This is a genomic window from Candidatus Roizmanbacteria bacterium CG_4_9_14_0_2_um_filter_38_17, from assembly GCA_002788855.1.
In the GTDB taxonomy this organism is placed as follows: Bacteria; Patescibacteriota; Microgenomatia.
On record PFSB01000013.1, the window covers coordinates 89643 to 100917 of the forward strand.

16 protein-coding genes and 4 tRNA genes are annotated in these 11275 nt (G+C 37.7%); 12 read left to right on the forward strand and 8 right to left on the reverse strand.

Annotation, left to right across the window (positions count from 1 at the left end):
• Positions 1–328: 328 nt before the first annotated feature.
• Positions 329–1219 (reverse strand): hypothetical protein, encoded by an 891-nt coding sequence (locus CO050_03100; GenBank protein ID PJC31542.1) that lies wholly within the window; start codon positions 1217–1219, stop codon positions 329–331.
• A 272-nt stretch (positions 1220–1491) separates the two neighbouring features.
• On the opposite strand from CO050_03100, the gene CO050_03105 reads away from it, so the two are divergent.
• Positions 1492–1938, forward strand: coding sequence for a hypothetical protein (locus CO050_03105; protein ID PJC31543.1), 447 nt, complete (start codon positions 1492–1494; stop codon positions 1936–1938).
• 107 nt (positions 1939–2045) lie between these two features.
• On the opposite strand, the gene CO050_03110 is transcribed toward CO050_03105, so the two are convergent.
• Together CO050_03110 and CO050_03115 are read right to left on the reverse strand one after the other, a co-directional pair.
• Complete coding sequence (locus tag CO050_03110) at positions 2046–2462, reverse strand: hypothetical protein (protein PJC31544.1); 417 nt, start codon at positions 2460–2462, stop codon at positions 2046–2048.
• Between the two features lie 5 nt (positions 2463–2467).
• A complete protein-coding gene (locus tag CO050_03115; protein ID PJC31545.1) occupies positions 2468–2734 on the reverse strand; it encodes a hypothetical protein in 267 nt (88 codons plus the stop codon).
• A gap of 116 nt (positions 2735–2850) precedes the next feature.
• Between CO050_03115 and CO050_03120 the strand changes: the two genes are divergently transcribed.
• From CO050_03120 to CO050_03140, 5 genes are all read left to right on the forward strand, one after another.
• Positions 2851–3195: a hypothetical protein gene (locus CO050_03120; protein PJC31546.1), complete on the forward strand. Its 345-nt coding sequence runs from the start codon at positions 2851–2853 to the stop codon at positions 3193–3195.
• 3 nt (positions 3196–3198) lie between these two features.
• Positions 3199–3284: transfer RNA gene (locus tag CO050_03125), tRNA-Leu, on the forward strand.
• 4 nt (positions 3285–3288) lie between these two features.
• On the forward strand, positions 3289–3774 hold the full coding sequence (locus tag CO050_03130; GenBank protein ID PJC31547.1) for a crossover junction endodeoxyribonuclease RuvC: 486 nt from the start codon (positions 3289–3291) through the stop codon (positions 3772–3774).
• A 17-nt stretch (positions 3775–3791) separates the two neighbouring features.
• Entirely contained in the window at positions 3792–4367 is a 576-nt protein-coding gene (gene ruvA / locus CO050_03135; GenBank protein PJC31548.1) for a Holliday junction branch migration protein RuvA, read from the forward strand.
• Positions 4364–5314, forward strand: coding sequence for a Holliday junction branch migration DNA helicase RuvB (locus CO050_03140; GenBank protein PJC31549.1), 951 nt, complete (start codon positions 4364–4366; stop codon positions 5312–5314). The genes ruvA and CO050_03140 overlap by 4 nt, the downstream gene beginning before the upstream one ends.
• Before the next feature lie 187 nt (positions 5315–5501).
• Here CO050_03140 and CO050_03145 read toward each other — a convergent pair.
• Positions 5502–5577: transfer RNA gene (locus CO050_03145), tRNA-Pro, on the reverse strand.
• A 48-nt stretch (positions 5578–5625) separates the two neighbouring features.
• On the opposite strand from CO050_03145, the gene CO050_03150 reads away from it, so the two are divergent.
• Positions 5626–6183 carry an isopentenyl-diphosphate Delta-isomerase gene (locus tag CO050_03150; GenBank protein PJC31550.1) on the forward strand — a complete coding sequence of 186 codons (558 nt, stop codon included), beginning with the start codon at positions 5626–5628 and terminating at the stop codon, positions 6181–6183.
• Here CO050_03150 and CO050_03155 read toward each other — a convergent pair.
• Positions 6090–6749: a hypothetical protein gene (locus tag CO050_03155; GenBank protein ID PJC31551.1), complete on the reverse strand. Its 660-nt coding sequence runs from the start codon at positions 6747–6749 to the stop codon at positions 6090–6092. The two genes, CO050_03150 and CO050_03155, sit on opposite strands and share 94 nt — an antisense overlap.
• A 171-nt stretch (positions 6750–6920) precedes the next feature.
• Positions 6921–6997 (reverse strand) — tRNA-Gly (locus tag CO050_03160).
• Positions 6998–7233: 236 nt separating this feature from the next.
• On the opposite strand from CO050_03160, the gene CO050_03165 reads away from it, so the two are divergent.
• Positions 7234–7509: a hypothetical protein gene (locus CO050_03165; protein ID PJC31552.1), complete on the forward strand. Its 276-nt coding sequence runs from the start codon at positions 7234–7236 to the stop codon at positions 7507–7509.
• A gap of 285 nt (positions 7510–7794) precedes the next feature.
• On the forward strand, positions 7795–8046 hold the full coding sequence (locus CO050_03170; protein PJC31553.1) for a hypothetical protein: 252 nt from the start codon (positions 7795–7797) through the stop codon (positions 8044–8046).
• 18 nt (positions 8047–8064) lie between these two features.
• On the opposite strand, the gene CO050_03175 is transcribed toward CO050_03170, so the two are convergent.
• Together CO050_03175 and CO050_03180 are read right to left on the reverse strand one after the other, a co-directional pair.
• Positions 8065–8562 carry a hypothetical protein gene (locus CO050_03175; GenBank protein PJC31554.1) on the reverse strand — a complete coding sequence of 166 codons (498 nt, stop codon included), beginning with the start codon at positions 8560–8562 and terminating at the stop codon, positions 8065–8067.
• On the reverse strand, positions 8562–9236 hold the full coding sequence (locus tag CO050_03180; GenBank protein PJC31555.1) for a hypothetical protein: 675 nt from the start codon (positions 9234–9236) through the stop codon (positions 8562–8564). Before CO050_03180 ends, CO050_03175 begins: the two co-directional genes overlap by 1 nt.
• 51 nt (positions 9237–9287) lie before the next feature.
• Here CO050_03180 and CO050_03185 point away from each other — a divergent pair.
• The 3 genes from CO050_03185 to CO050_03195 all read left to right on the forward strand — a co-directional run bounded on the left by CO050_03185 (position 9288) and on the right by CO050_03195 (position 11263).
• Positions 9288–9360 (forward strand) — tRNA-Arg (locus CO050_03185).
• Between the two features lie 319 nt (positions 9361–9679).
• Positions 9680–10738: a hypothetical protein gene (locus tag CO050_03190; GenBank protein PJC31556.1), complete on the forward strand. Its 1059-nt coding sequence runs from the start codon at positions 9680–9682 to the stop codon at positions 10736–10738.
• Positions 10739–11026: 288 nt separating this feature from the next.
• Positions 11027–11263 carry a hypothetical protein gene (locus tag CO050_03195; GenBank protein PJC31557.1) on the forward strand — a complete coding sequence of 79 codons (237 nt, stop codon included), beginning with the start codon at positions 11027–11029 and terminating at the stop codon, positions 11261–11263.
• Positions 11264–11275: the final 12 nt, after the last annotated feature.

The following is an 11275-nucleotide window of genomic DNA, read 5'->3' on the forward strand; positions in this document are numbered from 1 at the left end:
AAATGTCTTTTCGTTTCTGTACAATATTTATGGGGGTTTACGAGTGACTCTTGAAAAGAGATATGAAATTTGGGACTGAAAATCAGCAACTGTTGAAGTTCTTAATATTTAAATGGGCTTTTAAAGTATCTAATTGAAGCGTTAACTCTGGAGTGATATACTTAGATAAGTTCGAGCAAAGTACGATCACCAGCTCCATATCAGACTAGTTTTGCAACTTCTTCAAATTTAGCCTGAAGTTCAATAAATAGCCTGGTTCAAACCAAGTTTTTTCGTTTTTTGGAGTTAGCCTGGAAAAATTTGGACGGGTAACGAGAGTCGGACCTAGCTAATCTTTAAATAAGTTTTTAGGTAATTTCTTAGGACTTGGTTTTAAAATATTTCTTATAAATTTTTTATCATCCGGTGTAAGATCTGCATCTGATTTTGTCTCTTCATCTGACTTAACCATCATTGAGTTAAGGTAGGCATCTGTACTTTTAATGGCTTTACAAACAGATCTATAAGAAATGGCGAGTTCTTTACCTGAATTATTTTTTATTTTTTTTCCCAAATCATCCATTATCTGTGTCGCAGACTCATCCTTGCCATTGATTGACATTGCATACTGATGGATTCTAAGTTTCATTTCAAAGTCTGAGAGCACAATGCCTGAAGCTGAACGCAAAAACTTCATATTAGTATACGCAGTAGCTAAATCGTTAAAAACATCATCTTTTTTAAGATTTGTGATTACACTCGAAGAGACAAATGAGTCATAAACGGTAAATTTAAGAAAACCTGTATAAGAGTGAGTGCTAGAATATTTCAAATACATTATCTCTATGTTTTTTATATCGTCCATATAAAACTCATAATTCTCTATTAGAGTTTCTAATTGCACACGGTTATAACGTAATTCCTGCCAAATCATTCCTAAGAAGAATTTCAACTTCCTTCTTTCTTCTTGTGCTTTCACCTGCTCGCTAAGCCAAAATCCTAGATAAACACTTGAGAATGTGAATAGCCCCTGTTTCAGGTTGTTGTCTGAAACGACAAACCCAGTAACAAGTGTAATTATTAAAATTACAAATGACTTGCTCAGGATAAAGTATTTCCATTTATTGGGAATTTTGTCTCTAGTTAACTCGTAGGTTAAATATGATGCTAGGCCAAAAGCAACATAAATAACTAAGTTTGTTGGAATGTTTTTTGAGAATATGAGAATATCTGCATTCATATTTCCCCGAAGAGCGATCTCTGTGGCTAAGATGGATCACTTGTGTGCCATCAGTTCTCTAAAAGTAAGATACCTTCACCACAGGGATCATTCGGTAGCCATAGTATATCAATTCGGTTCGCCTTTTTCCTGTCTAAAAGGTAAAATAAAACTAGTATGATTCCATACTACATTCAACACAACACAACACACTATCTACTAACTGGACAAAATGGGAGGCCATAGGGACTATTGTTGCGGCTTTCTTATCTGTAGTTGCAGTTATCATATCTGTGATTACGTTACGTTTACTCCGAAAACAGCTGGAAAAAGAGCAAGAGCCATTCGTTGTGGTTCGAGACGATGTTTCTCCTAAGAATAAGAATCAGGAATCCTACTATATAAAACTAAAAAATGTAGGAAGAGGACCTGCTCTTAATATAACTGGATGTACAACTGCGAACATAGATAAACGCAACGATGCTTTCTTTACAGAAGGTCAGCCTCACAGCAAGCATTTTAGTGCAAATAATGCTGATAGTGAAAAAAATGAGAAAAATTGGTTGATTGATAAATCTGTTGTAGATTCGTTAGAGGAACTTAAAAATAATGATGAGATTTACAAAATTTTTTATCTTTTTTACGAAAGCCAGCTGGGCACTGTCTATTACACAGAAATTAAAATGAAAAAGAATCTAAATAAGTTTGTAGTAATGGACAACAAGCGAGTGAAATGCTGACCTCAGTTAGGTGGGGCGCCTCGGCGACAGGGTCGAGGGTTTCCTCCATATTTATCCACCTATGGCGGAGGCGGACAGGCTGAATCCCTTCCACCGCTCAAGAGGTTTTAGTTTAGTCTTAGGTATTGCAAGAAGAGAGCGGGTGTCATAATTGAAATATCAAGTTCGTTCTTAATCTTGTCTTTTTTAAAGTGTTTTAAGTTATAAGTAATCAGGTATTTTGAATTCCCTTTGTTTGCCCCTGCAACAATGTGGGCGTCACCTATGTCAACAACAAAATTCATATATTTTTGTTTAATGTCTTCCTGTGAGTTGTTTATTGTTAATACCTCAAACTTTTTATTTATAAGATCTTTTAGTTTGCTGGGTTCTATATTTAGGCGTTTTATTACAACTTTTAGTTCTTTATGTGAAATCGAAGAGATTAATAACTTAACTTGCGTCTGATGTATCAAGAAATGACTTGCTCCAGAAGATGAAAGAAGTGATGAAATGATAACATCTGAATCTAAAAATATGCGCATAGAGCTTATAAATTTTCTCTGGTCTTTGTTATCTCTTCCTCAACTTTCGTTAATAGCTTCCGATCTTCTTGATCAGCTTGATAAAGATCATAATCAAGTCCTGTAAAGAAAAATGAAAGAGAGGGCGCTGATATACGATATAACTTACCTATTTTTTTCGCCATAATTTCACCGCGATTTATAAGACCATAAACCGTATTTGTAGAAAGCTGTAACATCTGCGCAACTTGCTCAGGTGTGTAGGCTTTAGCTGTATTTAAGTTACTTAACATGACTAAATCATACTAAACATGACCAATTAAGTCAATATATGTCTTTTACTATCCTTTAACGTAGGAAACATAGCAATGGATTATAGTGTTGTGTTCTGCTAAAATTAGACAATATCATGGAACAACACACTGTGCTTAAGAAAACACTGGAGCAGATTGAGATGATAGGGCCCAATCTAAATTGGATGATGAGGGATTTGAGAAATATGAGAGTGAACTTTATAAATAATGGAGTAGACATTGATGAGATACTGGTAAATAAGGATGGATTAATTAAAGAGTTATGGAAGGTTGGAAAAGCGCATGAGTTATTTAACAAGGGTTTGTTAAATATTGATGGCTCATTAACAGGTAAAGCATTTGACTACCTAGACAGACAAAAAAATGGTGAGGTTCCATCTGGGATAGCCCTAGGTGACATGGCAATTGAGTTTTCAGTGCATAAGATAAAGCAGGGCTGACTTGCCGGGGTGGCGGAATGGTAGACGCGCAAGACTTAAAATCTTGTGACCTTAGGGTTGTGTGGGTTCGAGTCCCACCCTCGGCACTATAAAATGCTAGTATTAGGAATTGATCCTGGGATAGGAAAAGTTGGTTATGCAATAGTAGAAAAAATTAATGCTGCCGACCAGAAACTTATTACCTATGGATGCTTGACGACACCTACTAAAACACCTGTTTCAGATAGACTTGTAATTCTTCATAAGAAGCTAGAAGAAATTATCTCTAAATACAAGCCTGGTCTTTTGATAATTGAGAAATTATTTTTTAATACAAATGTAACTACAGCTATTACAGTTGGGCAAGCCATGGGAGTAATTATGTTAACCGGCGCACAGGCTGGGCTTTCTATCGTGGAAGTGACTCCACTACAGGTAAAAAGCACCTTAACTGGTTATGGGAGAGCTGAGAAAGGACAGGTCCAACGTATGGTCATGGCTCAGCTAGGACTTAAAAATAAGCCTACTCCCGATGACGCTGCAGATGCTATTGCCGTTGCTCTTTGCTACTGCTTGACCAACTACGCGCTGAGGGGATAGAATGAGGTCGTAGAAAAATGATTGGATATCTAGAAGGAAAAATTATTAAGGTCGTAGATGATTTCGTAATAGTACTAGTTGGAGGTGTGGGTTACAGAGTTCATTTGGTACCAAGTCTCGCAGGACAAGTCCAAGAGGGGAGCAATATTAAGTTATATACCCATACATATGTAAAGGAAGATGCGCTTTCCTTGTTCGGATTTAGTAAGTTTGAGGAACTAGAGGCATTTGAAGTGCTCATATCTATATCTGGTATTGGTCCTAAGTTAGGATTTAGTATTATTACTACAACTTCAATTGATGATTTAAAACAGGCAGTACTAAATACTGACGTTTCCGTATTAACAAGAATACCGGGGATTGGCAAGCGTTCGGCGGATAAAATAATGCTTGAGTTGAGTAGTAAGTTTAAAGTTAGTAGTAATTTGAAAAATATATTGTTTAGCCCTGAGGATGACTTGGCAATTAAGGCTCTTGAGCAACTTGGGTATACAGGAGATGAAGCTAGGAAAGCTATTAAAAAAGCTGGAGGTAAAGGAAGCTTAGAGGAGAAGATTATGACCGCACTTAAGGGGTTAAATGATAACAAATGACAGGAACTTTAAGACCACAGACACTTAATAAATACATAGGTCAAAGCAAGGTTGTAAGTGCCTTGTCTATATTTATTTCAGCTGCCAAAAAAAGAGGGACTGCACCTGAACATGTATTGTTCTATGGACCACCAGGAATAGGTAAAACTACCTTGGCTTATATATTAGCAAATGAGCTTGGAGGTGGTATCCGGATAACTTCTGGTCCGGCAGTTGAGCGAGCAGGGGACTTGGCAGCTATTTTAACAAGTCTGAAAGATAAGGATGTATTGTTTATTGACGAAATTCATCGTTTACCAAAAACTGTTGAAGAGGCTTTGTATCCAGTTATGGAAGAATCCGTGCTAGATATTATTATCGGCAAGGGTCCAGCAGCCAGAACTGTAAGATTGAACATACCCAACATAACAATTATTGGAGCTACGACTCGAGTTGGCTTATTATCTTCACCTCTTAGAGATCGATTTGGCTTAATCCAGAGATTGGATTTTTATTCAGACAAAAGCTTATCTGAAATAATTACAAAATCAGCTTTAGCCTTAAAACTTCCTCTAAACTCGACAGCAGCAGATGCAATATCCAGACGGGCAAGAAAGACGCCACGTATTGCAAATAGAATCCTAAAACGAGTGAGAGATTTTTATGAGGTGGGTGGATATAAAGAGATTAACGAGGATGTTGTAAATAAAACACTGCATGCTTTGGATATCGATGAACTGGGACTTGAACCAATTGATAAAAAATATTTATTGGCGGTTATTACGAAGTATGGAGGAGGTCCTGTGGGTATTGAGACGCTGGCCATGGCTCTATCTGAAGACACATTGAGTTTGGAGGACTATGTTGAACCATTTTTAATAAGAACTGGTCTTATAAAGAAAACTGCACGAGGGAGAATGGCAACTAAGATGGCTTATGAACACTTAGGTCTTAAGAAAAACAGTTAAAATTTTAGGATTATTTCATTAAACTTTTCTGATATCTTGGCTCTATAAAGATAACCCCCACCAATTAATATTATTCCAGCTAGCCCGCCAGCTATAAGCAAAATATCCATCGATACTAAGCCTGTAAAAAGAGAAAGTGCTGAAGCTAAAACTCCTCCAGTTATCAGTGGGCCAGTGCAACAAGTCATGGTCGGGGTAGCAGGGTTCGAACCTGCGACCTCACGCTCCCAAAGCGCGCGCGCTACCAACTGCGCCATACCCCGTATAATGTGATTTTATCACGCAGAAGCATATAAAGTATAATCACATGTATGAATAGTAAAGTGATACTTGTGGATGAAAACAATCAAGAGATCGGAATAACTGATAAGTTCTTGGTTCACACAGATAAAACACCACTGCATCGAGGATTGTCTGTGTTTTTGTTTAATGGTAAGAATGAACTATTGTTACAGCAGCGAGCAAAAAGTAAGTTAACATTTCCAGGAATTTGGTCAAACAGTTGTTGTGGTCATCCACGACCAGGAGAAGAAGGGATTGAGGCAGTAAGGCGCCATTTAGATAGTGAACTGGGAATTAAAGAAGCAGCTATTCATTTAGTATTGCCAGATTTTAGGTATACAGCGGAAATGAATGGAATAAGAGAAAATGAACTATGCCCTGTGTTTGTAGCATTTAGTAATGATGAGATAAGGGTTAATCCGCAAGAAGTAGAGAATATTAGGTGGGTAGATTGGGATGATTTTATTAGAGAAATTAAAGATAAACCCGGAACCTATTCTAAATGGGCAGAGGAAGAGGCCTTGCTGCTTGAAAAGAGTCTGGAATTTAACCAATACAGAAGCCTTAAGACAACAAATATCGCGTAAACGGCAGCAAGGAAAATCCAGTAATACCTTAGGGGATATGTATTAAGTAATGTACCAACTTTTGCCGCGTGAATAAATATTAATGCTAAGGACGGATAACTTAAATAATGTAGATATTTCCAAAGTTTATATGGAATTTTATTTCGCATCAGCGCGCTTGAAATCCAGACAAATAAATATAAATACAAGGCACTTCTTCCGAATGCAACATAAATCCCAAAGTTATTTGATAAATCAGGAAAAAAAAGAAAGGATATTTTTTCTCCATATACCAGAAGTTCCAAGATCGGATGAGTCATTATAAAGAAAAAACCGTAAGTTCCCATGAAGATATGCAACTTAATCGATGAAATGCGATATTGTGCAAGTTTTTTGACAACAATACGACTGCTTAATAACACCTGCCAAAGCATCAATACAGCTCCAATCAGACCAGAAATATTTGCAAATCTAGCTCCAAATCCACTAAGAGTGTCTGTTTTTGTTAATAATAATAAAAAAGGCAAAATTGTGAGTAATATGGATATATATATCAAGTAATTAGTGAATCCTGCCCCTTTTTTCATGCAACAGCTATTTTATCACTAGTGCACTAAAGCATGTGGAAAAGATAGATTTTGAGAACATATAAGGACCGTCTTTATATGTAAAAACGAATGAACCGTCACAATCCAATGCGACAGATTGCGCGCTCCCGCCCTATTTTTTCCTGTCTCAAAAGCCCCTCTGTCCATCCTGGGAGCGGGAGAAGGGGATCGAACCCTCGACCTTCAGTTTGGAAAACTGACGCTCTGACCAACTGAGCTACTCCCGCACTTAACATATATTTTATCATCAATATGCTACTACATCATCTTTTATAACTTTTTAGTGTTCTGGATTCCTTTTTTTAAGGGAATAACAAGACAGATGTAAATCTGAACTCAAAGGGTCAGACCCTGTGGGATATAAAGATCGGATCTTTCGTCTTTTTAAACCCCCGGGGTTTAGAAAGGGGTGTATTTGCAGTCCTTTGACAAAGTAGAGACTTTCTAATATTCTACAGGTATTATGACTGAGAAACCAGATTGTCCGTATTTTTATGGGCGTAAGTGCCCAGATACTTGTACTGAGCATGATCTTAATGGAGACATTGTTGAGATAGAGAGGCTTATCCAGCTATTTAGTGATAAAATGGCAGATGATTTAGATCATTACCTTGAACAGCTGGGTTTAGATAATCTTTCTCAATCTGATAGAAGAATGGTTAGGGGAAAAATATTAAATCTGGGGAGTCCAGATGTTGACGACGAGCCTGAAATTTCCAGTGACTGCTTTTATATATAAAGATCCGATCTTTATATTTTAATTACAAACCTAAAACACCCTTAGAACGTGGCTATCTCTGAATTAGGTCTTACTTACGGCATTATCTGAAGCTAAGCTTTTCATATTAAAGGCTTGGCCTTATACTCGCTTGCTTTGTTAAATCGTGAATGGTTACGACAGGACCAGACTATTTAGTGTTCTGGATTGACAAGATGGTCAAAAATTGAACTCAAAGGGTCAGACCCTGTGGGGTTTTAATGTAAATCCATTGACATAATTCAATTTATATATAATGTGTGCAATATGTGTTGTGAAAATTTAGCTGGCGCTCTGCAAGATTATGGACTGGAGCTCCAAGCCAATAATAACATAGAAGGAGCTTTAGATGCTTGGGAACTAAAAATGCAGCTTCAGGCAACATGTTTAGTAGCCAATGGAAGTAGTAATCATGGTCATGCGGATTCAGTGTTAGGCGGCAGGCAGATCGCTTCACCTCGAGAAAGGTGGGAAGATAAGGTACAAACTTCTCAGAACATGCTAGGTATCAGTATATAAAGATCCGATCTTTATATGTCAATTACATACTGCCCAGAGACCCTTGTTTAATTCCCGGGCTTGGTTGTGCGCATTCAGTAATCTACCGTTGTACTTTAAGTTGGGAGGTTGGGGAGTATTTCTAGCATAGCCCTCGGACACAATGCGCTCATTAATAAGCTGGTCATCAATCCAGACATAGCCAAGCACATTGCCATCTGGATCTAGCTCTGTGTGGTCTTTTTCAATTACAACCTGCTTTCCCTCAACTAAAACCTGATTAATCTTTGCAGCTGTACGATACATACATCGTTCTTTATCTGGAGCATCTATACCAATGTAGCGAATTGTACGCCCATCGGCAAGCTTAATAGTATCCCCACTAATAACAGACTCTACTGTAACAACTTCTTTAGTTTTATCTACCGCAGCTCGCACAGTTCCTATAGAGGACTTAATAACATCTAACTGGGCGATAGAATAGCCAGCGATGACTGTTATGATCAAAGTTAAACTGACTTCATGCAATATTTTCATTAAAATTTAGATTTACCAAATATAAGGTCCACTCCAGTGTCGCTTACCCCAATCCCAACATGGGTCCAGTCTGGGTTACGCTGATTCTTGTCATGCGGCTCATCTCCAGCAAATACCCACTCAATCAAATGCACCCCTGCCAGCTTATATCCATAACTAGCATTTTCACCGACACCTGCAAAACCCAAGCTTCGCATATTATCCTCATTATTAGTATACTCTATAAATCCAGCGTGTTGGTCAAGATCCTTAATTTGTGCAAAATAATCTGCGCGGGATTGGGAAAATTCGGCTAACTTGTCATTCCAGCTTAGAGAACCTGATCCATTTGTGTTTCTGTATTGGTTTAGTGCTTCCAGTATCTCTTGAGCAGTTGCCATAGCCTCATCTTGACCAACAAGAATCGTCCAGGTAACGTCATTAATTTGTTTTGCCACACCCCACTCTTTAGGTACAAGCTGTTGAATTGGAGCAGTCTGGGGCTTTTGCTGTATTTGGACTGGCTCTGGAGTTATTTCAATGATTACAACTCTCCGGATTGGGTTAGATAATTTAATCAGCTGATTGTATCCTTTGCTTGTAAATGCAAACCAGGAGATAAATATTAAATATACCAAGAGCCATACGAGCTGAGATGGGTAATAGTGTGGAATTTTGTGTTTATGAATCTGCATTAAATTGGACACAGGTAAAATTATAGCAGGGTTGGTATAATAAGACCTTAAGCCCTAGTAGCTCAGGGGATAGAGCATCCGACTTCTAATCGGAAGGTCGCAGGTTCGAATCCTGCCTGGGGCACTTTGTTTGGAAGGGCGTAGGTGGCTTTGCGTCCTGCTTGGGACACTTCATGAACCGTGTTGGTTGATTAATTCTAGGAGTTCAGATTTTAAAGATTCTATGGCTTTTACTATTTTCTTCTCAATATTAACTTTACTTTTTTCATTTAAAAATTTTAAGATTGTTTTATCATGGGGAGGGTTTTTGTAAGGCGCTCAAGAAAAGACTTGTGGTGTTCTTTGGGTAAGTGAGTCAGAATTATGTCTAAAACATGATGATACACAGTCTCATCAATAACCTCCAATGTTTGAAGAAATTCAGTGGTGATACAATGGTGTAGATGAAACATATATTGGTTATTTTATTACTTTTTGCGTTATTATTTGTTGTTTCTGGCGTTGAAGCAAAGTATGATCCAGTTATTACTTCTAATAACAAAGTAGGAATTCATATTTTAAATGAGAGTGATATATCTGAGGCAGCGGCGCTTGTTAACTCAAATGGGGGAGCTTGGGGGTATGTTACTCTGGTTATTAGGGAAGACGAGAGAGATGTTGGTCGCTGGGAGAGCTTTTTTAATCAACTTAAGGCTAAAAGATTAATACCAATTGTAAGACTGGCAACAAAAATGGAGAATGGAAACTGGGCAAAACCAGGTGAAGATTCTCCCCAAGCTTGGAAAAGTTTCTTAGATAAACTTCCGTGGCCCGTGCCTAATCGCTATGTTGTTGTGTTTAATGAGCCAAACCATAAAGGCGAGTGGGGAGGGGAGCTTGATCCGGGTGAGTATGCTTTGGTACTTGAAAGTTTTATTGAAGAATTTAATGATGATTATTTCGTGCTTCCAGCTGGGTTAGATCTGGCTGCTCCAAATTCCGCAAGCACCATGAACTCGATTACATACATGGAAATGATGAATAATGAGGTTCCAGGAATCTTTGAGAGGATAGATGGTTGGACTAGTCACTCATATCCTAATCCTGGTTTTTCAGGATCACCTTATGCTACTGGGAAAACTAGTATCAAAGGCTATGAGTGGGAGCTTGCATATTTGCAAACTAAGTTTGGGGTAGAGAATCTACCTGTTTTTATTACGGAAACAGGCTGGGCAAGATCAGATTGGTTAACTCCTGAAATAGTAGCAGAATACTATGACACTGCATTTGGCCAGATTTGGACTGATCCTCAAATTATTGCAGTAACTCCTTTTTTACTGCGTTATGATGACGCACAGTTTTCTAAATTTGCATTTGCAGTTGCCAAGGTAGAAGCTTCCTATTATCCGCAGTATGATACAGTTATGCGGATCCCTAAAAAAAATGGGCATCCTCTGGGATTATACAAGTCTCCTCTGGGTATTCTAACAGATGAAATCTATATCCGCAGAAACAGTAATTAATCACAGAATGTAACAATTACAGTTACTAATAAGGTTACAAATGATATGGTTATTTGCTGTATTGGGTCATAAAATGATCCCCATCAGTCTGGGTAAAAACTCTTTGGAGCCCTTAGCAACCTATGGCTATATTCAGTCAAATTCCATTGCTGAGCTATAGGGACTTCAAGCTCACAATCTCCAACAGTATAGTACCAATAAGGAAACAGACTAAATATTTAAGGACGGTCCTTAAATGTTAGTGTTTACTGGGTCACCAGATTTGGTAAATTATGTTATTATTCTTCTATGTCTCTAACTAAAAAAGACTTACAAGAAATTGGGAGATTGATTACTAATATCACTTCCGTACTCAATGAGGCCTTGGAGAGTAGACTTAATAATGATATATATAAATTTAAGGATGAGATATTGGGTGAGATTCAAAACCTTAGGGATGATATTCAAGTGACTAAAGGATATGGAGATAGAATTGAAGATCATGAGGAAAAAATTTCTGCTTTAGAACAACCAGCAGTAAATTAGTTACATAGGTCT

Bases quoted from the DNA above. Each gene is read 5' to 3' on its own strand.
- CO050_03100 (PJC31542.1), bottom strand. From the start codon at position 1,219: ATGAATGCAGATATTCTCATATTCTCAAAAAACATTCCAACAAACTTA.
- CO050_03110 (PJC31544.1), bottom strand. From the start codon at position 2,462: ATGCGCATATTTTTAGATTCAGATGTTATCATTTCATCACTTCTTTCA.
- CO050_03115 (PJC31545.1), bottom strand. From the start codon at position 2,734: ATGTTAAGTAACTTAAATACAGCTAAAGCCTACACACCTGAGCAAGTT.
- CO050_03120 (PJC31546.1), top strand. From the start codon at position 2,851: ATGGAACAACACACTGTGCTTAAGAAAACACTGGAGCAGATTGAGATG.
- CO050_03130 (PJC31547.1), top strand. From the start codon at position 3,289: ATGCTAGTATTAGGAATTGATCCTGGGATAGGAAAAGTTGGTTATGCA.
- ruvA (PJC31548.1), top strand. From the start codon at position 3,792: ATGATTGGATATCTAGAAGGAAAAATTATTAAGGTCGTAGATGATTTC.
- CO050_03140 (PJC31549.1), top strand. From the start codon at position 4,364: ATGACAGGAACTTTAAGACCACAGACACTTAATAAATACATAGGTCAA.
- CO050_03150 (PJC31550.1), top strand. From the start codon at position 5,626: ATGAATAGTAAAGTGATACTTGTGGATGAAAACAATCAAGAGATCGGA.
- CO050_03155 (PJC31551.1), bottom strand. From the start codon at position 6,749: ATGAAAAAAGGGGCAGGATTCACTAATTACTTGATATATATATCCATA.
- CO050_03165 (PJC31552.1), top strand. From the start codon at position 7,234: ATGACTGAGAAACCAGATTGTCCGTATTTTTATGGGCGTAAGTGCCCA.
- CO050_03170 (PJC31553.1), top strand. From the start codon at position 7,795: ATGTGTTGTGAAAATTTAGCTGGCGCTCTGCAAGATTATGGACTGGAG.
- CO050_03175 (PJC31554.1), bottom strand. From the start codon at position 8,562: ATGAAAATATTGCATGAAGTCAGTTTAACTTTGATCATAACAGTCATC.
- CO050_03180 (PJC31555.1), bottom strand. From the start codon at position 9,236: ATGCAGATTCATAAACACAAAATTCCACACTATTACCCATCTCAGCTC.
- CO050_03190 (PJC31556.1), top strand. From the start codon at position 9,680: ATGAAACATATATTGGTTATTTTATTACTTTTTGCGTTATTATTTGTT.
- CO050_03195 (PJC31557.1), top strand. From the start codon at position 11,027: ATGTCTCTAACTAAAAAAGACTTACAAGAAATTGGGAGATTGATTACT.